The organism is Amycolatopsis sp. cmx-11-12 (assembly GCF_046269425.1).
In the GTDB taxonomy this organism is placed as follows: domain Bacteria; phylum Actinomycetota; class Actinomycetes; order Mycobacteriales; family Pseudonocardiaceae; genus Amycolatopsis.
The window spans coordinates 65,640-88,812 of the sequence record NZ_JADNQM010000001.1 but is presented as its reverse complement, the minus strand read 5'-3'; the positions used below and the strand labels follow the sequence as shown (position 1 = coordinate 88,812).

The following is a 23,173-nucleotide window of genomic DNA, read 5'->3' as shown; positions in this document are numbered from 1 at the left end:
CGGCTAGTAGACTGCCGGGCGGTACGCACGGGCGAGCAGACGATGCAGTGGGGCGGACGATGGCTTTCGAAGCGGACGGCGGACAGGCGGCACCGGACTACTCGATCGGCGCCGCCATGGGCGCGGCAGCCGGCTATGTGGCCAAAGGCGGGCTGAACCAGGAGGCGATCGCCAAGGTCAGCGCCGAGACCCAGAAGCTGGTCTCGGCCGCCAAGAGCGGTGGCTTCAAGATCAGCGAAGAGGGCGTCAAGCCGCTTCGTGAGGCTCTGGCGAACATGTCGGAGGAACTCAGCGCGCTGAAGATCAAGACCATGGCGCTGAACGACGCGCCGCAGCTGGGTGGCCACCCTTACGGCAAGGCGGTCGCGGCCCACGACCACAAGGGCGCGGCCCAGTCGGCCAACTCCGCGAGCGCGGTCATCGGGCAGTTCGAGCAGGTGGTCAAGGACGCCGACGAGGCGCTGGCCAGGGCCGCCGGACTGTACAAGGGTGTCGAAGAGCGGGCGATCGACGCCACCAAGAAGGTTCAGGCCTGAGGACGATGAAGAAGCTTTACGTGGTGCCGCTCGCCGCGGCCGCTCTGGTACTGGCCGCGTGCTCCAGCGAAAAGCCGGGAAGCGCCAGTCCTGCTCCGTCAGCCCCTCCCGCGTCGTCGAGCGCGTCCAGCGCCGCGCCCACGTCCGGCGCGGACACCGCGTCGATCGACCCGTGTTCACTCGTCAGCGCGACGGACCTGGCGTCCTACGGGACATTCAAGCCACCGACGACCGAAAACGCGGGCGGAGCCCGTCTCTGCACACTGAACAAGGAAGCGGCGTCAGCCTCGGAAAGCCTCTCGATCGGTGTCGGTGTTCGTGACACACAGGGTCTCGACACGGTGAGCGACGCCGGTAACGGCAAGACCACCGGCAACGTCAACGGGCGCAAGGCCGTTCTCGCACCCAGGCCCCCGGCGGGGTGCTTGATGGCACTCGAACTGGGCACGTCGGCGCGGGTCGACGTCCTGGTCGCGGCCGACGAGACCGAGAAGGCTTGCGGGATCGCCGAGAAGGTCGCCGACATCGCCGAACCGAAGCTTCCGAAGGGCTAAGGGGGAATCAGGATGACCACGAAGACACCGAACCTGAGCGAGAAGCAGGTCTCCGACCTTTCGCCCGCGGGACGTGACGCGTACTTCCAGCAGAAGGCCCAGGAGGGCGTCGACCCCAGTGACGGCTGGCTGTTCGGCGCGGTCAAGCAGTTCATGGCCTCCGGGAAGGCGCACCAGCAGTCCCAGGAGGTCGGCGACAAGAACGTCGATCAGCTGACCAAGAACGGTGACGTCCAGTACGTCGAGGGGCTGGAGCCGTCGAACGCGGACTACCAGGGTTACGACCACGAGAAGCTCGAGCAGTTCGTCAAGAGCGACTTGAACGTCGAGCAGGTCACCGAGGTCTCCACGGCGTACCACGACCTGCACAAGGCGTTCAACACCTTCTCGACGACGATGGACAAGGCCGTCACGGCGTCGCAGGGCACCTGGGAAGGCGACGCGGCGGGCAACGCGCAGGGCTACTTCAAGAGCCTCAGCAAGTGGTCCGAGACGAACTCCCAGAACGCGAAGCTCGCGTCCGAGACGATCTACGACCAGGGCACCGCGGCTTCCCACGTGAAGAACGTGATGCCCGCGCCGATCCCCTTCAACTGGAAGGACGAGGTCGGCGGCTGGATGACGTCGAACCCGTTCAACCTCGGCGACAACATCGACAAGTCCATCCAGAAGCAGAAGGACAGCCAGGAGGCGCACACTCAGGCCGCCTCCGCCATGCACACCTACGACAAGTCCTTGTACGAGGCCGCGTCGAAGCAGCCGGCGTTCGCCGAGCCGCCGAAGTTCGGCGTGGGCGGCGGTGGCGGGATCGACGACCCGGGTAAGTCGCAGCCGTACCAGGTTCCGCCCGGCTCGAACCCGCCCGGTTCCCGCCCGCCCGGCAACACCTACATCCCGCCCGGTAGCGGCGGCGGTGGGGGCGGAGGCGGCGGTGGAGGTGGCGGCGGCACCGCCATCCCGCCGGGTGGCGGACACCTCCCCGGCCCCGGCTCCAGCACGGGATCCGGCAGCGTCCCTTCGGGGACGACGCCGTCCGGCCTCCAGGGCACACCGCCGCCGGTCACCACACCCGGTCCCTCGAACGCGAACCAGATGCCGATGAGCCCCATGCCGATGGCGCCCATGATGGGCGGCGGGATGGGCGACACCGAGCACAACGGACGGAACAGCCGCGGCGGTGGCGGAAGCGGATTCGGCCCCGGTAGCGGTGCCGGTTCGACGCCCGGTTCGGGTTCCGCGTCCGGTGCGGCCCGTCCCGGCGGTGTCGGCGCCGCGGAAGCGGCGGCAGGCCGCGGTATGGGTGGCCTCGGCGGCGGTGGGGCCGCCGGTCGCGGCGGGCCCGGGATGGGCGGCGGCATGGGCGGCCGCGGTCAGCAGGCCGACGGGGACGAGGACACCGAGCACCAGCGTCCGACGTACCTCGTCGAGGGCGACCCGGACGAGGTCTTCGGGACCGACATGCGCACCGCGCCGCCGGTGATCGGCGAATAGACGGACAGAAAGGCCCTTCCTCGCGCTGAGCGTGAGGAAGGGCCTCGTCCTGGCTCAGCGCCCGTGCTGGGCGATGTACGGGTCGCGGTCGTAGCGCAGACTGGACCGGCCGACCGAATGCACCAGGTTCTCCCAGAACCGGTTCGGAGTCAGCGGCGCTCGCACGGAAGTCAGCATTTCCTGGATCTCGGGCCGCAGGAGGGCACGCCTCGCGGACGCGATCTCCTCCCCGGGTACCGCGCCCTCGATCGCCGCGGACAGCTCTTCCGGGGTGCCCCGGCCGGCGTCCGCGATGGCCCAGGCGACCGAGAGCAGCTTGTCGTGCCCCATCGGCCAGCCTTGGACCGAGATCGAGTGCGACGCCAGCGGGCCCGCCAACCCGATGTCGTCGACCACCTTGTAGTCGTAGGGCAGCAGCATGCCGGGGAAGCCGAGCGGGCCGGGAGAGGAGACCACGGTCCGCTCCCGCGCCGGTAGGACGAGCCATCGGTGGTCGACCGACACCGCGACGACCGGTCCCTGCTTGCCTTCCATGGCCTTGGCCAGGTCCGGCAGATAGCCGGGGGCCAGAGCGGCGTCCTCGGCCAGGATCGGATGGGACTTGCCCGTGGTGTCGACCCAGAAGACGCGGGAATCGGTGATGGCGTTGGCGCCGATCTTGTGCTCGACCGCCGAGGGCGCCCGCAACCAGCCCCCGCTCACCACGGCCCAGACGCCGAGCACCAGCAGTGGCAGCGCGGTCCACTTGCTGAGCGGTACGGCGAGCACCGGCAGGAGAAGCAACAAGAGTGACGGAAGCAGCATTCGGCCGTGCATGTAGTCACCGCCGACGCGCGTGACGTAGAAGAGCAGGCCGAGCGCGGCGATGACAGGCATCACGACCACGATGGTCGTCGCACGGGTCAGCTTCCGGAGCACCAATGCCGCGATGACCACCAGCGTGAGCAGCGGAATCACCAGCAGATACGGGTCGAGCAGGTCGGCGATGTAGAAAAAGCCCCGGTCCCAGCGGGCCTTCGAAGCTTCTTTCGCCAGCGCCGTGTTAGGCGTGATCAGGCCGTAGTAGCCCATCCGGAAGATCTGGTAGCCGACCGGCAGTACCCCGGCCACGAGAATCCAGAGCAGGGCGCGTTTCCAGCCCGGCTTGGCGATGAGGAGCAAGGCGACGCCCCCGAGCGCCGTCACCAAGGCGAATTCGGGGCGGACCAGCGGGCCGAGCCCGAGAATGAAGACCGTCGCCCATGGCCGCGTGTCGGGAAGGGTGGCGTGGCGGACCAAGAGCCACCACACGCCCGCGAGCCAGCAGGTGACGAGGCCGGTTTCGAGACCCGACGTCGCGAAGTCCCAGAACGGCGAGAGGCCGAGAAGCAAGAGAGCTCCGGCCGGGATGATCAGTTTCGAAGGATGCAGGCGCCGCGCGCCGTCGAGGCCGAGCGCCATCCCGGCGACCGCGAAGAGCAGTCCGAGGATGACGGCCGCCCATTCGAGCCGTACGCCGAAAAAGCCGACAAGTGCGAGGATGTACGTCCACAGCGTGCTGGTGTTCGCCTCGACGCGTTCACCGGCGTTGAACACCGGACCGTTGCCGTCCAGGAGGTTCTGCACCGTCCGCAGCACGATGAGTCCATCGTCGCACACCCATCTTCGGTTCCAGGCGAGGATCGCGAACAGGGCCACGACCAGCCCGATGCTGACGAAGTTCCCGTCGAAACGAGGTCTGGGTCTATGCCTGGATCTAGGTCTCGCTTCGGGATTTTCCGGAGCGAGTACGGGTGCGTCCACGATCTGACCCCTTAAAGGTTCTGGTCCTTGTGCTCTGTGTTCACGACTGGAGCCGGACACAGGTTGCCCGGGTGTGGTGAGTGATTTGGGTCGATCACTCACGACACCCGACCCAACGGTCACCGGCTTGAAGTACATGAAGGCCCCCTTCCTTGCGTCTAGCGCAAGGAAGGGGGCCTTCATGTACCCAGTCCCAGATCACTCACGACCACCCCGCAAGCAAAAGTGGCCACCCGCATCTTTTCGGCTAACTCAGTAGCGGAAGAACTTCTCCTTGCGGCCCTGCCGTACCAGCTTGAGCCACTGCAAGAACGCCTTCGGATCCCGCTTCACACCGACGAAGTACAGCCCGAACCGCACCACTTCGAGCGCGCCGATCTTGCGCATGCCCGGCTGCGACAGCAGGTATCCGCGGTTGCGGTAGGTGTAGTAGCGCTTGACCTCGTTCTCCGGGTCCTGCGCGTGGAACCGGCCGCCCAGCATCGGCTTGAACTCGTCCGAGCCGTCCGGGTGCAGGTACGCGGTCTTGAGCGAGGTGCCGAACGGCAGCCCCGAGCGCACCAGGCGCCGGTGCAGTTCGACCTCGTCGCCGCGGAAGAACAGCCGCAGGTCCGGCACGCCGACGACGTCCAAAGTGGACGCGCGGAACAACGCGCCGTTCATCAGCGAGGCGATACCGGGCAGGAAGTCGACGCCCAGTTCCGACGACGAACGCTTCCAGGTCAGCCCGCGCCGCAACGGGAACGCGAGCTTGTCCGGCGCGTCGATGTTGGACACCACCGGGGAAATCTCGGCGAGGCCCCGCTTTTCGGCCTCGTCCAGCAGGATCGCGAGGACGTTCTCGTCGGCCGGGCGGCCGTCGTCGTCGGCCAGCCAGATCCAGTCCGCGCCAAGGGAAAGCGCGTGCAGCATGCCGAGCGCGAACCCGCCGGCTCCGCCGAGATTGCGGTGCGAAGGCAGGTACGTGACGGGAAGGGGATAGCTCTCGACGACGTCCCGCGCCGACTGGTCCGGCCCGTTGTCGACCACGACGAGGTGGTCGACCGGCCGCGTCTGCGCGGCGATCACCTTCAGCGAGTCCGAAAGCAGTTCCCGCCGATGGCGCGTGACGACGACGCCGACGACGGCGCCTTCGGGCAACTGCCGGGTCTCGCTGGTCATCCTTGACCGCCGTTCGTCGTCGCGACCGGCGCCGGTACGACGCCGAACCGCTCCAGTGTCTCCTGGCTCATGTTCTCGAACGGGTCGCGGCCCTTGTAGCCGGTGAGCACCTCACGCAGCGAACCGCGCTGCTTGACGTGCCCCTCGTCCATCCAGATGGCGGAGTCGCAGAGCTCGAAGAGGAACTCGTCCGAGTGGCTGGCGAACACCAGGATGCCCGACCGCTTGACGAGGTCTTTCAGCCGGTCCTTCGCCTTGTTGAGGAACGCCGCGTCGACCGCGCCGATGCCCTCGTCGAGGATCAGGATCTCCGGGTCGATCGAGGTGACCACGCCCAGCGCCAGCCGCACGCGCATACCCGTGGAGTACGTCCGCAGCGGCATCTGAAGGTAGTCGCCGAGTTCGGTGAAGTCCGCGATGTCGTCGACGCGCGCTTCCATCTGCTTCGCGGTCATCCCGAGGAACAGGCCGCGGACGATGATGTTCTCCAGCCCGGAGATCTCCGGGTCCATGCCGATGCCGAGGTCGAAGACCGGCGCGATCTTGCCGGAGATCTTCGCCGAGCCGCGCGTGGGCTCGTAGATCCCGGACAGCAGCCGCAGCAGGGTCGACTTCCCGGCCCCGTTGTGGCCGACCAGGCCGACACGGTCGCCTTGTTTCAGCGAGAGCGTCACGTCGTGGAGGGCTTCGATGATCGGCACCTTGCTCTCGGTGCCGATCTTGCCGCCGACCTTGCCCAGCACCCGCTTCTTCAGCGAGCGGGTCTTCGCGTCGAAGATCGGGAAGTCGACGAAGGCGTTGTGCACATCAATGCTGACCACTTGTCACACCCAATAAGAGACGCGGGAACGGTAATTACGCATCGCGACCAGCGCGAGACCCCAGCCGATGACGGTGATGCCACCGACGATCACCCAGCTCCAGGGGCTGACAGCCTGCCCGATCATCGGCGCGCGCACGATCTGGATGAAATGGAACAATGGGTTGCCGTAGACGAACGGCAGTGCCCACGAGGTGTCGACCCGCGCGCCACCCTTCATCAGCTGGTCGATCGGCCACACGATCGGCGTCATGTAGAAGAGCAGCTGGATGATCGAGTTGATCACCTGCGGGATGTCGCGGTACCGCGTCGAGATGATGCCGAGCAGCAAGGTGACCCAGCCGGCGTTCAAGGCGAGCAGGAAGAAACCGGGGATCGCGGTGAGCGAGTACCAGCCGATACCCGGGTGGCAGATGCCGGAGAAGCCTTCGTTGCAGTTGCCGGTGTTCAGCGAGTACTGGTGGTTCAGCGCCGTGAAGAAGACCGCGATGACGATGACGTAGACGATCAGGTTGTGCACCAGCATCAGGGTCTGGCGCCACACGGTCCGCAGCACGTAGACCGAAAGCGGGGCCGGGAGCTGTTTGATCAGCCCCTCGTTGGAGATGAAGGTCTCCATGCCCTCGGACAAGCAGCCGCTGATGAAGCCCCAGATGATGAAGCCGGTGCTGATGTAGGGCAGGAACGTCGCCGTCGGCATGTGGAACAACTGTGAGTACAGGAGTCCGAGGCCGAGTGCGATGACACCCTGGCTGATGGTGATCCAGAACGGGCCGATCACCGAGCGGCGATAGCGCTGCTTGATGTCCTGCCAGCCGAGGTGTCCCCACAGCTCTTTGGCGGCGAAACCGGTCTTGATGTCGGCGAACGCGCGCGCGAAGGTCTTGCTGTCCGAAATCGGCGGAACCGAGGTCGGCGCAGCACTGTCGGCGGCGTGAACCGTGCTGGTGGCATGCACGGGAACGAGGGTACCGATGGGGCGGCCGGTGCCGGGGCCGCCCCGTCCGACCACGGAAAGCTACCGTCGGCTTCGCACCCGAACGCGGTGCGTGTCCTGGTACTTTCTGCCCTCATGACTGCTGCACTCGGCGACGCGAGCTTGATGGTCAATCTGCTCGCCGCATACGCCGACCGGCCGGAGCCCCGTTCGGTGGCCGTGGTCGGGAATCAGCCGCTGCCGCCGGACCCCCGGCGGGCGAAGGCCATTGACGCCTGCGACCTCGTGATCAGGGTCAACGGCTTCGTCGTGGACGAGCCGGGCGGCCCCGAAGCCGTCGGCAGCCGGGTGCACGTCGTCGTGTTCAACCGCGCCGTCCGCGCCACCAAGCACGTCTTCCGTGACTACCGCAAGCGGCTCTACCTGCTGGTCGAGCCGGGCCGGATGCACTGGGAGCCCGAAGACATCCCGGGCTGGTGGCCCGGTGACCTCGGCTATGTACCGGTGCCGAACCGTGAAGTCGTCTTGCCTCTCTCGGACGCGCTCGGCCTGCCGAGCCGCGAACAGGGCCTGTGGTCGACCACCGGGACGCTGGCCGCCTGGATCGCGCGGACGTCGTTCCCGCACGCCACCCTGATCCTGTCCGGGTTCTCGTTCATCGACGACCCGAATCAGACCCACTGGGAGCACGCCGCGGGCGACTCCTGCATCGTCGGCCCCGAACACCAGATCGCCGCCGAGGGCAGGCTGCTGGACTCCTGGACGAAGACCGGCGAAACCGAACTCCTGCGCTGAACTACCAGCCAGCCCACTCCGAGAAGGAACCACCCATGGCAGTGCAGAAACTCCGCAGCGGCGTGATCGGCCGGATCGCCCGGCTCATCGACTTCCGGATCGACGAGCGGCTCCGCGACCTCAACGGACGGGTCAACGAACTCGAACACGCCACCGCGGACCACCGCCGACGGCTCGACGGCGCCGAGAGCGGCCTTGAGCACGCGCGTGGCGACCTGCGCTGGACCCGCGCCGAGCTGGACCGCCTCATCCCGAGCGTCGCGGCCCAGGAGGCCCAGCTGGAGGATCTGCGCGAGGCGATCTCGCTGCCGGCGCACGCCGACAAGCCCGAACTGGCCGAGGCGCGCACCCTGATCCAGGAGATCCAGCGCCAGCACGCCCAGATCCGCGCCCGGCTGGCCGGGATCGCCAGGTACGAGGACCGGCTGCGCCGCATCGAGGACACCATCACTGTCCCGGCAGGCGAATGACCGGCCTCCTGATCGAAGCCGGGGAAGCCGACCTCGACCGGATCCGGCGGTGGCGCAACCACCCGTCGGTGCGGAAGGTCAGCTTCACCACGCACGAGATCGGTGCCGACGAACATCGTGGCTGGTTCGAAGCGGTCCGTGCCGACCCGAGCCGTCGCGTGCTCGTCTACCGGCACGACGGGGTGCCGGCCGGTGTCGTGCTGTTCAGTGACATCGACACCGAGGCCGGAAGCGCGGAATGGCACTTCTACCTGGACGTCGAAGGCCTCGGCCGGGAGACCCTCCCCGCCTGGTTGAAGCTGGAGGGCGCGGCCGTCGACTACGGCTTCGACGTACTCGGCCTCAGCCTGCTGGGTGGTGCGACGCTCGCGGACAACCGTCAGGTCCTGCAACTGCACAAGCGATTCGGCTTCACCGAGACACGCAGGTATGTTCGGGAGGTCGACGGCGAGCCGCGCGAGGTCGTCTGGACCGAATTGCGTGCCGCCGACCGCCGGATCAGGAAGAAGAGGTAGTCGTACCCCGATGACCGCCAGCGAGGTGCGCATCGGCGCACATGTCCTGTCGGCGGCGCACCCGCCGTTCGTCATCGCCGAGATGTCGGGCAACCACAACGGTGAACTGGCGAGGGCGCTGGAGATCGTCGACGCGATCGCCGAGACCGGCGCGCAGGCGGTCAAGCTCCAGACCTACCGGCCGGACACGATCACCATCGACGTCGACACCCCGGACTTCCGGATCGGGGACTCGCATTCGCTGTGGGGCGGCGAGAACCTCTACAAGCTCTACGAGCGCGCTCACACCCCGTGGGAGTGGCACGAGCCGCTGTTCGAACGGGCCCGCGCCCATGGCCTCGAAATCTTCTCCAGCCCGTTCGACCCCACCGCGGTCGACCTGCTGGAATCGCTGGACGCGCCCGCGTACAAGATCGCATCGTCGGAGATCGTCGACCTGCCGCTGATCGAACTGTGCGCGAAGACCGGCAAGCCGCTGATCATCTCGACCGGGATGGCGAGCGTCGCCGAAATCGACGCCGCGGTGCGCACCGCGCGCGAGGCGGGCAACGACCAGCTGATCGTGCTCGGCTGCACCGCCAGCTACCCGGCGTCGCCCGCCGAGAGCAACCTGCGCGGGCTGCCCGTCCTGGCCGGGGTGACCGGGACGCTCGTCGGCCTGTCCGACCACACGCCCGGCATCGGTGCCCCGCTGGCGGCCGTCGCGCTCGGCGCCGTCGCGATCGAGAAGCACGTGACCCTGGCCAGGAACGACGGCGGCGTCGACTCGGAGTTCTCCCTGGAACCCGCCGAGCTGGCCGCGCTGGTCACCGAGTCGCACCGCGCCTGGGAGGCGCTGGGCGCGGCGGTGATCGGGCCGCGCGAGAGCGAGAAGGAAGGCCTGCGGTTCCGGCGTTCCCTCTACGTCGTCGAGGACGTGCGTGCCGGGGACACCGTGACGCGGGAGAACGTCCGCTCGATCCGGCCCGCCGGTGGCCTGGCCCCGGCCGAGATCGTGAACGTGCTCGGCCGCACCTTCGCCTCCGATGTCCCGAAGGGCACCGCGCTCACCTGGGGCTTGATCTAGCCGAAGAAGGCGTGGACCTCGTCGCTGACGCGGTCCACGTCGGCATCGGTCAACGCCGGGAACAGCGGCAGCGAAAGCTCCTGGCTGTAGTACAGCTCCGCGTTCGGGCACAGGCCCCGCTGGTACCCGAGGTCTTCGAACACCGGATGCCAGTACACGGGGATGTAGTTGACCTGCACGCCGATTCCCTTGGCACGCAAGTGATCGAACAGCGCGCGACGTCGTCCTTCGAGGACTCGCAGCGGGTACAGGTGCCACACCGGGTCTGCGCCTTCGCGCACCGCGGGCGTCAGCACTCCGTCCAAAGAGGACAGTGCGGCGGTGTAGCGCGCGTGGATCTTGGCTCGGCGCTTCTTGAACTTGGCGAGCCGTCGGAGCTGACTGCTTCCCAAGGCGCACAACACATCCGGCAACCGGTAGTTGAGGCCGAACTCGTGCACCTCCTGGTGCCACGCGCCTTCGTCCGAATAACGCTGCGCGGCCTTGTCCCGCACCAGCCCGTGGTTACGGAAGCCGCGGGCACGCGCCAGCAGCTCGTCCGAACCGGCGATCACGGCGCCGCCTTCGGCTGTGGTGAGGTTTTTGGTGGGGAAGAAGGAGAACGTGGTGAGATCGGCGAGTGAGCCGACCGGCCTGCCCTGCCAGCCGCCGCCGACGGAATGCGCGGCGTCCTCCAGCAGCAGCGCGCCGTTGTCACGGGCGATGCGGCCGAGTTCGTCCAGTTCGGCGGGGTGGCCGGCGTAGTCGACGGCCGCGACGACCTTGGTTCGCGAGGTGACCGCCGCGGCAGCCGAGGCCGGGTCGAGGTTCCCGGTGTCCGCCTCGACGTCGGCGAAGACGACCTTGCCGCCGAGCAGCGCGGCCGTCGCCGCGGTGGCGACGAACGTCATCGGTGACGTGACGACCTCGTCACCGGGGCCGATCCCGGCCGCCGCGTACGCGACGTGCAGTGCCGCGGTGCCCGAGGTGACGGCGACGGCGGGGGTGCCGCCGGTGTGCTCGGCCAAGTCCTCTTCGAAGCGCGTGACGGCGGGGCCGGTGGTCAGCCAGTCGCCACGCAGTACGTCGGTGACGGCGGCGATGTCCTCGTCCGAAATGGACTGACGGCCGTACGGAAGGAACCGCTCAGCCATACTGCTCGACCAGGTCGCGCAGTTCCTCGGCGTCGAGCCACAGGTCGTTGGTGTCCGAGCGGTACGCGAAGTTCTCCGGCACGGCCTGGCCGTCCGACGGCGGCTCGTAGCCCCAGCCCGCGATATGCGGCTGGACGACGTACCGATCGCTCAACCGCACGGTCCGGCGGGCGTCGTCGGGGGCGATCATCTCTTCGTGCAGCTTCTCGCCGGGCCGGATGCCGACCTCGTGCATCGGTGACCCTGGCGCGATGGCCTGCGCGAGGTCGACCAGCCGCATGCTCGGGATGCGCGGCACGTACAGCTCACCGCCGTTCATCTGGTCGAACGAGTCGACCACGAACTGCACGGCCTGCGGGAGCGTGATCCAGAAGCGGGTCATCTCCTTGTGCGTGATCGGCAGCGACTCGCCCTTGGCCGCCAGCGCGCGGAAGAACGGGATCACACTGCCGCGGGAGCCCATCACGTTGCCGTAGCGGACCACGGAGAACCGGGTCGGATGTGTCGCGGCGTAGTGGTTCGCGCTGATGAACATCCGGTCGGCGCACAGCTTCGTGGCGCCGTAGAGGTTGATCGGGCTCGACGCCTTGTCGGTCGAGAGCGCGACGATCTTCTTCACGCCCGTGTCGATCGCTGCTTCGATGACGTTCTGCGAGCCGACGACGTTGGTCTGCACGAATTCGAACGGGTTGTACTCACCCGTGTCGACCTGCTTGAGCGCGGCGGCGTGCACGACGTAGTCGACTCCGTGCATCGCGCGCTCGAGGCGGCGGCGGTCCCGGATGTCGCCGATGAACCAGCGCAGCCTCGGGTCGTTGTCGAACTGCTGCCGGGCTTCGTACTGCTTGAGCTCGTCTCGGGAGAGCACGACCAGCCGTCGCGGATTCAGCTCGGCCAGGGCGTAGGTGATGAACGCCTTGCCGAACGAACCGGTCCCGCCGGTGAGCAGGATGCTGGAGCCATCCAGCTCGGACATCGTTGACCTCCGCGTTTCGGTGCTACTGCCGTCGGCCATCATGTCACCCATGGATCGAGCCCCCGGGGCCCACGTGGTCAACGCCGTCATCCAGGCGCGGGCGTCGTCGACCCGGCTGCCGGGCAAGGTGCTGCGGCCCCTGTCTGGCCGGAGCGTGCTCGGCTGGGTCGTCCGTGCCGCCGCGGCCTCGCCGGGAATCGACGACGTCGTGGTCGCGACCTCCACCGAAGCCGAAGACGACGCGGTGGCCGAAGAAGCCGCCCGGCACGGCGCGCTGGTTGCCAGAGGGCCGCTGGACGATGTCCTCGCGCGGTTCGCGGTGGCCATCGAGTCGTACCCGGCCGATGCCGTGGTGCGGCTCACCGCCGACTGTCCGCTGCTGGACCCGGCGCTGATCGGGCAGCTCGTCACCTTGTGGCGCGCCCAGCCCTCGCTGGACTACCTGAGCACGACCCTGGTGCGCACCTTGCCTCGCGGTTTCGACGCGGAACTCGTGCGCGCGGCCGTGCTGGCCGAGCAGGTCGAGACCGCTCGCGGAGCCGACCGGGAGCACGTGACATCCGGCATCTACTCGCGACCGGAGACCTACTCGTGCTCCGGCGTCGTGGTCAGCCCGCCCGCCGACGACCTGCGCGTGACGTTGGACACCGCCGAGGATTGGGCGGTCATCGAAGGCGTCGTCGCCGAACTGGGCGACCGCGTCGGCGACTGGCGTGAAGTGGTCGCCGTGCTGCGCGCGCGACCCGATCTCGCGAAGCTCAACGAGCACGTCGAGCAGAAAAAGGTGGCCCGGTGACGCGACTGGTGCTGCGGGCCGACGCCTCCGGGACGATCGGCGCGGGCCACGTATCGCGCATGGTCGCCTACGCCGAGCGCGCCGTCGCGCGGGGCTGGGAGGTCGTGTTCTCGGGGCAGGTGGACAACGCCGAATGGCTGGCGGCGCGCTTCGATGAGTTGTCCGTGCCAGTAATGCCGTCCGTGTCCTTCGAAGGCTTCGACGCGGTGATCGTCGACCACTACGGCCTCGGCGAGCTGCGTGAACGCGTCAACGCCGCGGGCGCGTTGCTGGTGTCCATCGAGGACGACGTGTTCGGCAGGCGCGCGGCGGACCTCGTCGTCGACTGTGGTTTCGCGCCCGCCCCGCGGCCCGACGACGGTTCCGCCGAACTACTCAGGGGAGTGGCCTACGCGCCGCTGCGAGACGTCGTCCGGGAGGCACGAGAGAAGCGTCGCGGACGACGTGAGGGAGCCGAGCGGCCGCACGTGACCGTGGTGCTCGGCGGCGGGACGGAATGGGCGGGGACGGTCAGCGCACTGCTGCACGCGTTGCGCGACACAGGACTGCCGTTCGTCGCCGACGTACTGGTGCGCGGTGAGCCTGTCGTGCCGGAGGCGCTGCCTGGTCAGGAATTCCGCATCGCGCCACCCGGGCCGGGGTTGCTGGATCTGCTGGTGGAGACGGACATCGCGGTGAGCGCGGCCGGTGTCACGCTGCTGGAGCTGTGCTGTCTCGGTGTGCCGACGGCGGTCGTGCAACTGGTCGACAACCAGGTGACGGGTTACCGGGGAGCGTTGGACCTCGGGCTCGCGGCCGGGCTGGGGAGCGCGGCGGCACTGGACGACGACGCCGTCGAGACGCTGCGGACCTTGCTGCGGGATCCGGCCGTGCGGCGGCGATTCTCGGAGACGGCGTCGTCCGTCGTGGACGGTCAGGGCGTGGACCGGGTACTGGACCGGTTGGAGCGTTCCCTGCCTTCGGGAGAGAAGACACCGACCTTGGGGGTCAGCGAGGACTTTCGCGCCAGGCTCCTCGCGTTGTACACCGAAGAGAACGATTTGACCCCTCGGTCCTTGCTCGTCGCGGAGCTCGATCGAGGCGTCTCGCGTGCGAAGCTGTATCAGGCGCTGATCGACACGATCTTGTTCCTCCGTGAGGAGGGCAGGGAAGCGGAAGAGGAATGGGTCGAGGACGTCGCCGACCTGATGACGGATTGGGGTCCGTCGGAACTCCGGGTTTGATTCGATTCGAGGACCATCACTGTCCTCGATCCTCCCTACCGTCGTCCGCGTGACCCTCTCGCCGTTCAGGATCGCCGTCCCGCAGCGCGACCTCGACGACCTCGCCGCCCGCCTGGCGAACACGCGCTGGCCGGACGAGATCGACGGCGTCGGCTGGGGGCTCGGCACGCCACTCGGGTATCTCCAGGACCTCGTCGAATACTGGCGCCTCCGCTACGACTGGCGTGCGCACGAGGAGCGCCTCAACGGCTTCCCGGGGTTCATGACGAACATCGACGGCGCGAACGTCCACTTCCTGCACGCGCGGTCGCCGGAGCCGGAGGCGATGCCGCTGGTGCTCACGCACGGCTGGCCGGGGTCCATTGTGGAGTTCCTCGACGTCGCCGGTCCGCTGTCCGACCCGCGCGCGTACGGCGGCGACCCCGAGGACGCGTTCCACATCGTCGTGCCGTCGCTGCCGGGGTTCGGCTTCTCGGGTCCGACGACCGAGGCGAACTGGGGTGCCGACCGGATCGCGGACGCGTGGCCGGTGCTGATGTCGCGGCTCGGGTACGAGCGGTTCGGGCTGCACGGTGGCGACTGGGGCGCGATCGTCTCGCGCGCCGTGGGCGTCCGGTGCCCGGAACGGGTGATCGGGGTACACCTGACGATGCTGCCGAGCGCGGCGCCCGAGTTCCAGGCGACCAAGCCGCAAACGCTTGCCTACGGGCTCACCGACTCACCTGCCGGGCGGCTCGGGTGGCTGGTGGAAAAGTTCAAGTCCTTTTCGGACTCGCGCGACGTCCCCGAAGAGGCGATCGATCGCGACGATCTGCTGACCAACGCGATGCTCTACTGGCTCACCGGCACGGCGAACTCGTCTTCGCGGATCTACGCCGCGCAGGGCGGGGCTTGGGGCGAGGAGCCGCCGAAGTCCACTGTGCCCACCGGGATCGCCGTGTTCCCGAAGGACACCGGCCGCCCGATCCGGCGTCTCACCGAGCGTACCGACAACATCGTCCACTGGTCCACTCCGGGCCGCGGCGGTCACTTCCCGGGGCTGGAGGTGCCGGACCTGCTCATCGCGGACCTGCGGACCTTCTTCTGCCCGCTGCGCAACCCCCGGGTGTTATGAACGGACCGTTCATAACAAATCCTGTTATAAACGGTCCGTTCATAACAGGCGTCAGAGGTACTGTCCCGGCCCGTGTGCCTCGCCGGTGCCGCCGCCAAAGCCCGTGCCGCCCGCGGAAGGTCCGGCCGGGAGCCCGCGCCGCATCTGCTCCAGCTGCACCCGAGCGGCCATCTGCTGCGCGAACAACGCGGTCTGGATGCCGCTGAACAGCCCTTCCAACCAGCCGACCAGCTGAGCCTGCGCGATCCGCAGCTCGGCATCGGACGGCGTCGAGTTCTCGGTGAACGGCCGCACCAGCCGCTCCAGCTCGTCCTGGAGTTCCGGCGCCAGCGCCTGCTCCAGCTCGCGGATCGAGGTCTGGTGGATCTCGCGCACGCGCGTGCGGCTGGCGTCGTCCAGCGGCGCGGCGCGGACCTCTTCGAGCAGCTGCTTGATCATCGTGCCGATCCGCATCACCTTGGCGGGCTCTTCGACGAGGTCGCCGAGCGACTCCTCGCCTTCCTCACCGGAAGAGCCGGGGCGTGCGGTGCCGACCGGGGTGCCGTCGGGACCGACGACCACGACGTGGGGAGAGGAGTCTCCGCCGCCGTCGCCGGGGGTGGTCGATTCACGGGAAGCTGGGTCGGTCATGTGCTCCATCCTGGCTTACGTCGGGCACGAAGCGCAGCGTGGTTTTCGGCGCCGTCTCCGAGCGTAGCGGGAATCGTCGCGCCCCGTGGTCAGGCACCCAACCCCGGGTAAAGCGCCGAACCGCACCTCCGTACGGTGTCCCCATGGCGTTCGACGTCGCTCGTATCCGTGGGCTGTTTCCCGCGCTGGGTGACGGCTGGATTCACTTCGACGGCGCCGCCGGAATGCTCGTACCTGAACAGGTCGCTTCGGCCGTATCCACGGCCATGCGTGCTCCGGTGTCGGGGCCGGGCGGAGCGTTTCCGGCCTCCCAGCGCGCGGAAAGCATTGTCACGGCCGCTCGCCGGGCGGTCGCCGACCTGGTCGGCGCCGACCCGGCCGGAGTCGTGCTCGGGCCCAACGCGCCCGACCTCATCCGCCGTCTCGTCGACGCGATGGCCGACCGCTGGACGATCGGCGACGAGGTCGTCGTGTCCCGGCTCGACGAAGAAGCCAACCTCGCGCCGTGGCGCCGCGCCGCGAAACGCGTCGGCGCGGTCGTGCGCTGGGGCGAGATCGACATCGAGACCTGCGAGCTGCCCGCTTGGCAGTACGAGAACCTCGTCTCCGCGCGCACCAAGGTCGTCGCGGTCACGCTGGCGTCCGGTTCGGTCGGCACCCGGCCCGATGTCCCGACGGTGATCGAGTTCGCCAAACGCGTCGGCGCGCTGGTCGTCGTCGACGCGACGTACGCGGCGCCGTTCGTGCCGCTGGACCTCAACGCGCTCGGCGCCGACGTGATGGTGGTTTCGGCGCAGGCCTGGGGCGGACCGTCGGTGGGGGCGCTGGTCTTCCGCGATCCCGAACTGCTCGAACGGCTGCCGTCGTGCTCGCTCGACCCGGCCGCGCGCGGTCCGGCCCGGATGGAACTGGGGCCGCACGCGTACCCGTTGCTCGCCGGGTTGATCGCCTCGATCGACTACCTCGCCGGCTTGGACGACGCGGCGATGGGCTCGCGGCGCGAGCGGCTGGTGACGTCGCTGGGTTCGGCGAAGTCGTACCATGCGGGACTTCTGGCGCAACTGTCCACAGAGCTGCGTTCGCTGCGGCACGTCATGGTCATCGGGGACGCCATGCGCCGGATCCCCGCGCTGGCCTTCGCCGTCGCGGGCAAGAAGTCGCCCGAGGTCGCGGAGTATCTCGCCTCCCAAGGGCTCTGCGCCTTCGCCGACGACGGCACCAGCGGTGTCTTCGGGTCACTCGGCGCCGCCGAAGTCGGCGGCGCCGTCCGCATCGGACTAGCGCATTACTCGAACGTCTTCGAGGTCAACCAGCTCGTCCGGGTACTCGAAGAGATCCGCTAAGCCCGGACCCCGCCCCGCCGCCACCCTCAACGGACAGGCTGCGCCTGGCTTATCAGGATTTAGCAGCGAGCAAGACCTTGCCGAAAACCGTGCCTTCCTCCAAAGCGCGGTGCGCGGACGTGGCCTCGGCCATCGGCACGACCTGCCCGACGATCGGCTTCACCGAACCCTGCACCACCAGCGGCCACAGCCGCTCACGGACGTCGGCGACGATCGCCGCCTTCTGCTCCAGCGGCCGCGCCCGCAGGCCCGCGCCGTAGACGCTGCCGCGTTTGCCCATCAGCTTGCCGATGTTGAGCTCGCCCTTGACCCCGCCCATCATGCCGATGACGACGAGCCTGCCGTCCATGGCCAGCACGTCGATGTTGCGGTCGAGGTACTTGGCGCCCATGTTGTCGAGGACGACGTTCGCGCCGCCGGTCTCGGCGCGCAGGACCTCGACGAAGTCCTGCTCCTTGTAGTTGATCGCGATGTCGGCGCCGAGCTGGCGGCAGCTCTCCAGCCGCGTTGGCGAACCCGCGGTCACCGCGACCGTCGCGCCGAGCGCCTTGGCGACCTGGATCGCGTGCGTGCCGATCCCGCCCGCGCCACCGTGGACGAGCAGAACCTCGCCTTCGGACAACTCGGCGTGCATCACCACATTCGCCCAAACCGTGCACGCGACTTCGGGAAGCCCGGCGGCCGCCAGCAATTCGACTTCGGCGGGAAGCGGAAGCAGTTGTCCTGCCGGAACGGCGACCTTTTCCCCATAGCCGCCACCGGCGAGCAAAGCACAAACCTCGTCCCCGATTTGCCATCCTTCGACGCCTTCGCCGATTTCGGCGATCGTGCCCGAACATTCGAGGCCGAGGATTTCGCTGGCACCCCGCGGGGGCGGGTAGAGGCCCTGGCGTTGCAGCAGGTCAGCGCGGTTGACGGCGCTCGCGGCGACGTCGATGACCACTTCGCCTTCGCCCGCCACCGGATCCGCCACCTCTGTCCATTCGAGAACATCGGGATCGCCGGGCTCACGGATGGTGATCGCATACATACAAACGACCCTATCCCGGTGATGGGAAGTCCGCCGAACGTCGGTTGACCTGTGGCACAAACCACATAAAGGTGACGTCCATGTCATATTCGCGAAGAAGCATTGTTCCCTCGATCGTGGTGATGGCCACCGCCGCGCTCACGGTCGGAATGGCTCCCGCTGCGACAGCCGCGCCGACGATCGACGGCCCCGCGCTGGCCAAGCAGCTCGTCAACAAGGTCGACGGCGCAGGAGTGAACCGGCACCTGATCGCCTTGCAGCGGATCTCGGACGCGAACGGCGGCCGCCGCGCCGCCAGCACCGAGGGCCACAAGAAGTCCGCGGAGTACATCGCCACGAAGCTGGAGCAGGCGGGCTTCGCGGTCACCCGCCAGGAGTTCCCGTTCACCTACGAGGAAACCCTCGCGGAGAAGCTGACGGTCGCGGGCACCGACGTCCCGGTCATCATGATGTCCTACAGCCCGTTGACGCCCACCGGCGGAATCACCGCGCCGCTCGCGGTGGTCCCGGTCGACGACACCAGCGGTTGCGAAGCGACCGACTACGCCGGCGGGGTCGCCGGCAAGATCGCGCTGATCCAGCGCGGCGGCTGCTCGTTCGCGCAGAAGCAGGCGACCGCCGCCGAGGCCGGAGCCGTCGGCGCGATCGTCTACAACAACGTTCCGGGCCCGGTCAACGGCACCCTCGGTGACCCGGCCGCCGGCAAGATCCCGACCGGTGGCATCACCCAGGCCGACGGCCAGGTGCTCGCCACCAAGGCCGGTGCCTCGGTCACCCTCGACCTGCGTGCCTTCCAGGAGGCGCGGACCAGCTACAACGTCCTCGCCGAGACCAAGACCGGTCGCAAGGACAACGTCGTGATGCTCGGGGCGCACCTCGACAGCGTCACCGAAGGCCCCGGCATCAACGACAACGGCACCGGCTCGGCCGCGCTGCTGGAAACCGCCCTGCAGCTGGGCAGCAAGGCCAAGGTCAACAACGCCGTCCGCTTCGGCTGGTGGAGCGCCGAGGAGTTCGGGCTCGTCGGCTCGACCCACTACGTCAACTCGCTGACCTTCGAGCAGCAGCTCGACATCGCGCTCTACTACAACTACGACATGATCGGCTCGCCGAACGCGGGGTACTTCGCCTATGACGGCGACAACTCCGACGGCGTCGGCGAGGGCGAGGGTCCGTACGGCTCGGGTCAGCTCGAAAAGACCCTGGTCGACTACCTGCAGCTCGGCAAGGGCGTCCCGGTCGAGGGCACGGACTTCACCGGCCGCTCGGACTACCAGGGCTTCATCCTCGCCGGCATCCCGGCCGGTGGCCTGTTCACCGGTGCCGAAGGCGTGAAGACCGCGGCGCAGGCGGCGAAGTGGGGCGGCAGCGCCAACGTTCCTTACGACAAGTGCTACCACCAGAAGTGCGACAACCTCGGCAACGTCGACCGCGTCGCGCTCGACCGCAACTCCGACGCCGTCGCCTGGGCGCTGGGCGTCTACGCGACCAGCACCGAGAACATCAACGGTGTCCCGGGTGGCAAGGCCGCGAAGGCGAAGGCCCTTCGCGCGGCTGAGCGGTCCAAGCAACGGAGCCTGACGGCTTCCGTCCACGCTGACGACCACCACGTCGCCGCGTAGTAGTTCCTTCAAGTGCCATGAACGGCCCGTTACTTGCAAAATTTGCAAGTAACGGGCCGTTCATAGCGTCCGGGACTCAGCCGAGGCTGTTGGTCGCGAAGGTGTCGCACCGCGCGGGCTGACCGGTCTGGAAACCGGTGGTGAACCACTTCTTCCGCTGCGCCGACGTGCCGTGGCTGAACTTCGACTCGTCGACCCGGCCGCCGCCCAGCTTGGACTGGATGTAGTCGTCACCGATCCGCGAAGCGGTGTCCAGTGCGGAATTGACGTCTTCCTGGCTGATTTCGCTGATCAGCGGCCGTCCGGTCTCGGTCGGCGTGGTCATGGCATGGTTCGCCCAGACCCCGGCGTAGCAGTCGGCCTGGAGTTCCAGCCGTACCGAACCCGAAGTCGGTCCGCTCCCGGTGCCTTTTTTGGAGACTCCGGTGAGGTTCTGTACGTGGTGACCGTATTCGTGGGCCAGCACGTACGCCTCCGCGAACGGCCCGCCCTGCGCGCCGAACCTGGTACGGAGTTCGTTGAAGAAGCCGAGGTCGATGTACACCTTGGCGTCGCCGGGGCAGTAGAACGGTCCGACGTCGGAAGTCGCGTTGCCGCAGGCCGTGTTCACGCCGCCGTTGAAGAAGTTGGTGGTGGCCTTGCGGTAGGTCGATCCGGAGCGCTGGAATTCCTGGCCCCAGTAGTCCTGGATCGAGTTGATGGTGGCGACGATCGCGCAGTCGTGCTTCCGGTTCGCGTCCGCGCCGGTCTTGCACTCCTGTGACAGCGACGTGTTGTCCACCTGCTGCCCGGAACCCACGTTGCCCAGCCCGCCGAGCCCGCCCGAGGACGGGTTCAGGCTCACGCCGCCGAACTGGGAGAGCAGGAAGTAGATGACGAGGCCGACCACGCCGAGCCCGCCGCCGCCGAGTGCCACCCGGCCGCCGATACCGCCACCGCCGCCACCACCGCGCAGATCCTCGACCTCGGAGGTGTCCAGGCCCGCGCCTTCGTCGAATCGCACGGGGGGAAGCGTAACCGGAGGGGCCCGGATATGCCTGGGTGCGGCCACGCGAAGTGGCCGCACCCAGAACTACCGAGGTTGTCTTGTTCTGATCGCCGGTTGGCCGCGATCACCGGGCCGGCGTCCGGCACTGCCGAGGCGGTCGAAGAGGCCGCGAACCCGAAACAGGCTGGAGTGACGCCGAATGCGCGAGAATTGTCGAGCGCATCCGAGATACCCGCGCTCGTCGCTGTTCACAGTCGCGACCGACCCGGTCCTTTCCGTTCCGGTCGCGGGGACACAGCAGGCGGTCAACCGCGAGAATCACCCGCCATACCACCACCTGACCTTTCCCGGCTGGGAGCAGGTCCGGCGACCTTCCGACGGTTCGCCCGATACTTGCCCGACCATCCGCTGACAAGAAGAATGCGCCTTTTCTCGCCGAGTCTCAACCTTTTCGTAACCCTCCTTCGGGCGAATGTTCCGCCGGATTTTTCAGGGGCCGAAAAGTGACCGGCGGGTATGCGCCCGGTGCGATCAACGATCTACCCTGCGTGGATGGCGGTGGAGCAGAAGGACGTGCGCTGGCTGTCCGAGCCGGAAATGGTCGCGTGGCGCTCGTACATCGTCGCCACCATGCGGCTCCGGCAACGCCTGCACCGGGAACTGGCCGAGCGTCACGACGTCACGCTCGCCGACTACGAGGTGCTGGTCTGCCTCTCACTCCAGTCCGACAACCGGATGCGGATGACGGAACTGGCGAGCATGCTCGGCTCGACCAAGAGCAGGCTTTCGCACCAGATGGTCCGGCTGGAGGCCGAGGGCATCATCCGCCGCACCCGCGACCCGGCGGACAAGCGCGGAGTCGTCGCGGAGCTGACCGGACGCGGCGCGGAACTGCTGGAGAGTGCGGCGCCGACACATGTCGAAGGCGTCCGGGAGCACCTGATCGACTTGCTGAGTCCCGAAGAGCAGAAGGTGCTGGGGCAGGCTTTCGGGCGGGTGCTGGAGCATCTGTCGGAGATCGACGGCCTCCCGCGCCTGCCGCCGGTCACCTCAGAAGAGCATTGAGCCGGGCCGCCTGACGCGTCAGATGGGCGCTCTCCGCGAGGTTGGCCGCTTTCTCGGCCGCCTGGCCGTACAGCTTCGCCGCTTTGGCCAGGTCTCCGTCGCGCTCGTGGAGGTACGCGGCCACCGCGGTGTGCCGGGGGAGTGAGTCGTCCAGTTCCGCGAGCGCGGCCAATCCGGCGCGCGGTCCGTCGGCCTCCCCGACGGCCACCGCGCGGTTGAGCCGGACGACCGGACTGTCGGTGAGCGCCACGAGTTCGTCGTACCACTCGACGATCTGCACCCAGTCGGTCTCGTCGGCGGCGGGCGCGTCGGCGTGGAGTGCGGCGATGGCGGCCTGTGCCTGGAATTCGCCCAGTTCGTCGCGGGCCAGTGCCGCTTGCAGGATCTCGACGCCTTCGGTGATCGCCGGAGTGTCCCAGCGGCCGCGGTCCTGCTCGGCGAGCGGCACGAGACTGCCGTCGGGCGCGGTCCTGGCGGCCCGCCGGGCGTGGTGCAGCAGCATGAGGGCGAGCAGCCCCGCGACCTCGGGATGGTCGATCCCGGCCGCGAGCCGCCGGGTCAGCCGGATGGCTTCGGAGGCGAGGTCGACGTCGCCGGAGTAGCCCTCGTTGAACACCAGGTAGAGCACGCGCAGCACGGTGGCGACGTCGCCCGCCTGGTCGAACCGCACACCGGAGACGGTGCGTTTGGCGCGGCTGATGCGCTGCGCCATGGTCGATTCGGGCACCAGATAGGCCTGGGCGATCTGACGGGTGGTCAGCCCGCCGACGGCGCGCAGCGTGAGCGCGACGGCGGACGACGGCGTCAGCGAAGGGTGGGCGCAGAGGAAATACAGCTGGAGCGTGTCGTCCGAATCGGGAGCGGGTCCTGGCTCGGGCTCCTCGTCGACGAGTTCCTCGCGACGGCGCCGGGCGGCGTCCGATCGGGCCATGTCGAGGAACTTGCGCCACGCCACCGTGACGAGCCAGCCCTTCGGATCCTTCGGCCGGTCGCCGGGCCAGACGCGGACAGCCTCGATCAGCGCTTCCTGCACGGCGTCCTCGGCCGCCGAGAAGTCGGCTCCGCGGCGGACGAGGATCCCGAGGACGTTCGGCGTGAGGCTGCGGAGCAGCACCTCGTCCATCTC

The 23,173-nt window shown here is 68.3% G+C and carries 22 protein-coding genes and 1 pseudogene; 13 read left to right on the top strand and 10 right to left on the bottom strand.

Annotated elements, in window-relative coordinates; translation table 11 throughout:
* Positions 1-59: 59 nt before the first annotated feature.
* Genes ACLARN_RS00475 through ACLARN_RS00465 form a run of 3 tightly spaced genes read left to right on the top strand, consistent with a single transcriptional unit; the run spans position 60 to position 2,581 of the window.
* On the top strand, positions 60-536 hold the full coding sequence (locus ACLARN_RS00475) for a hypothetical protein (protein ID WP_409489292.1): 477 nt from the start codon (positions 60-62) through the stop codon (positions 534-536).
* Between the two features lie 5 nt (positions 537-541).
* The gene (locus tag ACLARN_RS00470) at positions 542-1,090 is read left to right on the top strand and encodes a DUF3558 family protein (protein WP_409489291.1); all 549 of its coding nucleotides are present in this window, start codon (positions 542-544) and stop codon (positions 1,088-1,090) included.
* A gap of 12 nt (positions 1,091-1,102) precedes the next feature.
* Entirely contained in the window at positions 1,103-2,581 is a 1,479-nt protein-coding gene (locus ACLARN_RS00465; protein ID WP_409489290.1) for a hypothetical protein, read from the top strand.
* Between the two features lie 54 nt (positions 2,582-2,635).
* Here ACLARN_RS00465 and ACLARN_RS00460 read toward each other — a convergent pair whose 3' ends face one another.
* The 4 genes from ACLARN_RS00460 to ACLARN_RS00445 form a co-directional block, all read right to left on the bottom strand.
* Complete coding sequence (locus ACLARN_RS00460) at positions 2,636-4,258, bottom strand: arabinofuranosyltransferase (RefSeq protein ID WP_409489289.1); 1,623 nt, start codon at positions 4,256-4,258, stop codon at positions 2,636-2,638.
* A gap of 357 nt (positions 4,259-4,615) precedes the next feature.
* Positions 4,616-5,524 (bottom strand): glycosyltransferase, encoded by a 909-nt coding sequence (locus ACLARN_RS00455; RefSeq protein WP_409489288.1) that lies wholly within the window; start codon positions 5,522-5,524, stop codon positions 4,616-4,618.
* Entirely contained in the window at positions 5,521-6,345 is an 825-nt protein-coding gene (locus ACLARN_RS00450; RefSeq protein WP_409489287.1) for an ABC transporter ATP-binding protein, read from the bottom strand. Before ACLARN_RS00450 ends, ACLARN_RS00455 begins: the two co-directional genes overlap by 4 nt.
* Before the next feature lie 3 nt (positions 6,346-6,348).
* Entirely contained in the window at positions 6,349-7,302 is a 954-nt protein-coding gene (locus ACLARN_RS00445) for an ABC transporter permease (protein ID WP_409489286.1), read from the bottom strand.
* Between the two features lie 144 nt (positions 7,303-7,446).
* Here ACLARN_RS00445 and ACLARN_RS00440 point away from each other — a divergent pair, with 144 nt between their 5' ends.
* From ACLARN_RS00440 to pseI, 4 genes are read left to right on the top strand one after another with little or no spacing between them, the layout of a single operon-like run.
* Positions 7,447-8,076: a hypothetical protein gene (locus ACLARN_RS00440; RefSeq protein ID WP_409489627.1), complete on the top strand. Its 630-nt coding sequence runs from the start codon at positions 7,447-7,449 to the stop codon at positions 8,074-8,076.
* Between the two features lie 35 nt (positions 8,077-8,111).
* Positions 8,112-8,546 carry a hypothetical protein gene (locus ACLARN_RS00435; RefSeq protein ID WP_409489285.1) on the top strand — a complete coding sequence of 145 codons (435 nt, stop codon included), beginning with the start codon at positions 8,112-8,114 and terminating at the stop codon, positions 8,544-8,546.
* On the top strand, positions 8,543-9,061 hold the full coding sequence (locus ACLARN_RS00430; RefSeq protein ID WP_409489284.1) for a GNAT family N-acetyltransferase: 519 nt from the start codon (positions 8,543-8,545) through the stop codon (positions 9,059-9,061). The genes ACLARN_RS00435 and ACLARN_RS00430 overlap by 4 nt, the downstream gene beginning before the upstream one ends.
* Positions 9,062-9,071: 10 nt before the next feature.
* Positions 9,072-10,127, top strand: coding sequence for a pseudaminic acid synthase (gene pseI / locus ACLARN_RS00425; RefSeq protein ID WP_409489283.1), 1,056 nt, complete (start codon positions 9,072-9,074; stop codon positions 10,125-10,127).
* Here the strand turns inward: pseI and ACLARN_RS00420 are convergent.
* Together ACLARN_RS00420 and pseB are read right to left on the bottom strand one after the other, a co-directional pair.
* On the bottom strand, positions 10,124-11,260 hold the full coding sequence (locus ACLARN_RS00420) for a DegT/DnrJ/EryC1/StrS family aminotransferase (RefSeq protein WP_409489282.1): 1,137 nt from the start codon (positions 11,258-11,260) through the stop codon (positions 10,124-10,126). The two genes, pseI and ACLARN_RS00420, sit on opposite strands and share 4 nt — an antisense overlap.
* On the bottom strand, positions 11,253-12,236 hold the full coding sequence (gene pseB / locus ACLARN_RS00415; RefSeq protein ID WP_409489281.1) for a UDP-N-acetylglucosamine 4,6-dehydratase (inverting): 984 nt from the start codon (positions 12,234-12,236) through the stop codon (positions 11,253-11,255). Before pseB ends, ACLARN_RS00420 begins: the two co-directional genes overlap by 8 nt.
* A 49-nt stretch (positions 12,237-12,285) precedes the next feature.
* Between pseB and ACLARN_RS00410 the strand changes: the two genes are divergently transcribed.
* The 3 genes and pseudogenes from ACLARN_RS00410 to ACLARN_RS00400 all read left to right on the top strand — a co-directional run bounded on the left by ACLARN_RS00410 (position 12,286) and on the right by ACLARN_RS00400 (position 15,369).
* Positions 12,286-13,032 (top strand): cytidylyltransferase domain-containing protein, encoded by a 747-nt coding sequence (locus ACLARN_RS00410; RefSeq protein WP_409489280.1) that lies wholly within the window; start codon positions 12,286-12,288, stop codon positions 13,030-13,032.
* Positions 13,029-13,979 (top strand): annotated as a pseudogene (locus ACLARN_RS00405) (spore coat protein); the annotation flags it as partial. The gene ACLARN_RS00410 and the pseudogene ACLARN_RS00405, both read left to right, overlap by 4 nt.
* A 325-nt stretch (positions 13,980-14,304) precedes the next feature.
* A complete protein-coding gene (locus ACLARN_RS00400; protein WP_409489279.1) occupies positions 14,305-15,369 on the top strand; it encodes an epoxide hydrolase family protein in 1,065 nt (354 codons plus the stop codon).
* Between the two features lie 51 nt (positions 15,370-15,420).
* On the opposite strand, the gene ACLARN_RS00395 is transcribed toward ACLARN_RS00400, so the two are convergent.
* Positions 15,421-16,008 carry a bacterial proteasome activator family protein gene (locus tag ACLARN_RS00395; protein ID WP_409489278.1) on the bottom strand — a complete coding sequence of 196 codons (588 nt, stop codon included), beginning with the start codon at positions 16,006-16,008 and terminating at the stop codon, positions 15,421-15,423.
* Between the two features lie 134 nt (positions 16,009-16,142).
* On the opposite strand from ACLARN_RS00395, the gene ACLARN_RS00390 reads away from it, so the two are divergent.
* On the top strand, positions 16,143-17,342 hold the full coding sequence (locus ACLARN_RS00390) for a cysteine desulfurase-like protein (protein ID WP_409489277.1): 1,200 nt from the start codon (positions 16,143-16,145) through the stop codon (positions 17,340-17,342).
* A gap of 52 nt (positions 17,343-17,394) precedes the next feature.
* Here the strand turns inward: ACLARN_RS00390 and ACLARN_RS00385 are convergent, their stop codons facing one another.
* Entirely contained in the window at positions 17,395-18,372 is a 978-nt protein-coding gene (locus ACLARN_RS00385) for an NAD(P)H-quinone oxidoreductase (protein ID WP_409489276.1), read from the bottom strand.
* Positions 18,373-18,452: 80 nt separating this feature from the next.
* Between ACLARN_RS00385 and ACLARN_RS00380 the strand changes: the two genes are divergently transcribed.
* Positions 18,453-19,994 (top strand): M28 family peptidase, encoded by a 1,542-nt coding sequence (locus ACLARN_RS00380; RefSeq protein WP_409489275.1) that lies wholly within the window; start codon positions 18,453-18,455, stop codon positions 19,992-19,994.
* 76 nt (positions 19,995-20,070) lie between these two features.
* Here the strand turns inward: ACLARN_RS00380 and ACLARN_RS00375 are convergent, their stop codons facing one another.
* Positions 20,071-20,997 carry a neutral zinc metallopeptidase gene (locus ACLARN_RS00375; protein WP_409489274.1) on the bottom strand — a complete coding sequence of 309 codons (927 nt, stop codon included), beginning with the start codon at positions 20,995-20,997 and terminating at the stop codon, positions 20,071-20,073.
* A gap of 537 nt (positions 20,998-21,534) precedes the next feature.
* Here ACLARN_RS00375 and ACLARN_RS00370 point away from each other — a divergent pair.
* Entirely contained in the window at positions 21,535-22,047 is a 513-nt protein-coding gene (locus ACLARN_RS00370) for a MarR family winged helix-turn-helix transcriptional regulator (protein WP_409489273.1), read from the top strand.
* Here the strand turns inward: ACLARN_RS00370 and ACLARN_RS00365 are convergent.
* Entirely contained in the window at positions 22,028-23,170 is a 1,143-nt protein-coding gene (locus tag ACLARN_RS00365; protein ID WP_409489626.1) for an RNA polymerase sigma factor, read from the bottom strand. The genes ACLARN_RS00370 and ACLARN_RS00365 overlap by 20 nt on opposite strands.
* Positions 23,171-23,173 lie beyond the last annotated feature (3 nt).

Excerpts from the sequence above, each read along its gene's own strand:
- pseI (WP_409489283.1), top strand. The coding sequence starts at position 9,072 with ATGACCGCCAGCGAGGTGCGCATCGGCGCACATGTCCTGTCGGCGGCG.
- ACLARN_RS00465 (WP_409489290.1), top strand. The coding sequence starts at position 1,103 with ATGACCACGAAGACACCGAACCTGAGCGAGAAGCAGGTCTCCGACCTT.
- ACLARN_RS00470 (WP_409489291.1), top strand. The coding sequence starts at position 542 with ATGAAGAAGCTTTACGTGGTGCCGCTCGCCGCGGCCGCTCTGGTACTG.
- ACLARN_RS00440 (WP_409489627.1), top strand. The coding sequence starts at position 7,447 with ATGGTCAATCTGCTCGCCGCATACGCCGACCGGCCGGAGCCCCGTTCG.
- ACLARN_RS00430 (WP_409489284.1), top strand. The coding sequence starts at position 8,543 with ATGACCGGCCTCCTGATCGAAGCCGGGGAAGCCGACCTCGACCGGATC.
- ACLARN_RS00420 (WP_409489282.1), bottom strand. The coding sequence starts at position 11,260 with ATGGCTGAGCGGTTCCTTCCGTACGGCCGTCAGTCCATTTCGGACGAG.
- ACLARN_RS00365 (WP_409489626.1), bottom strand. The coding sequence starts at position 23,170 with ATGGACGAGGTGCTGCTCCGCAGCCTCACGCCGAACGTCCTCGGGATC.
- ACLARN_RS00380 (WP_409489275.1), top strand. The coding sequence starts at position 18,453 with ATGTCATATTCGCGAAGAAGCATTGTTCCCTCGATCGTGGTGATGGCC.
- ACLARN_RS00435 (WP_409489285.1), top strand. The coding sequence starts at position 8,112 with ATGGCAGTGCAGAAACTCCGCAGCGGCGTGATCGGCCGGATCGCCCGG.
- ACLARN_RS00390 (WP_409489277.1), top strand. The coding sequence starts at position 16,143 with ATGGCGTTCGACGTCGCTCGTATCCGTGGGCTGTTTCCCGCGCTGGGT.
- ACLARN_RS00385 (WP_409489276.1), bottom strand. The coding sequence starts at position 18,372 with ATGTATGCGATCACCATCCGTGAGCCCGGCGATCCCGATGTTCTCGAA.
- ACLARN_RS00395 (WP_409489278.1), bottom strand. The coding sequence starts at position 16,008 with ATGGAGCACATGACCGACCCAGCTTCCCGTGAATCGACCACCCCCGGC.
- pseB (WP_409489281.1), bottom strand. The coding sequence starts at position 12,236 with ATGTCCGAGCTGGATGGCTCCAGCATCCTGCTCACCGGCGGGACCGGT.
- ACLARN_RS00370 (WP_409489273.1), top strand. The coding sequence starts at position 21,535 with ATGGCGGTGGAGCAGAAGGACGTGCGCTGGCTGTCCGAGCCGGAAATG.
- ACLARN_RS00475 (WP_409489292.1), top strand. The coding sequence starts at position 60 with ATGGCTTTCGAAGCGGACGGCGGACAGGCGGCACCGGACTACTCGATC.
- ACLARN_RS00455 (WP_409489288.1), bottom strand. The coding sequence starts at position 5,524 with ATGACCAGCGAGACCCGGCAGTTGCCCGAAGGCGCCGTCGTCGGCGTC.
- ACLARN_RS00410 (WP_409489280.1), top strand. The coding sequence starts at position 12,286 with ATGGATCGAGCCCCCGGGGCCCACGTGGTCAACGCCGTCATCCAGGCG.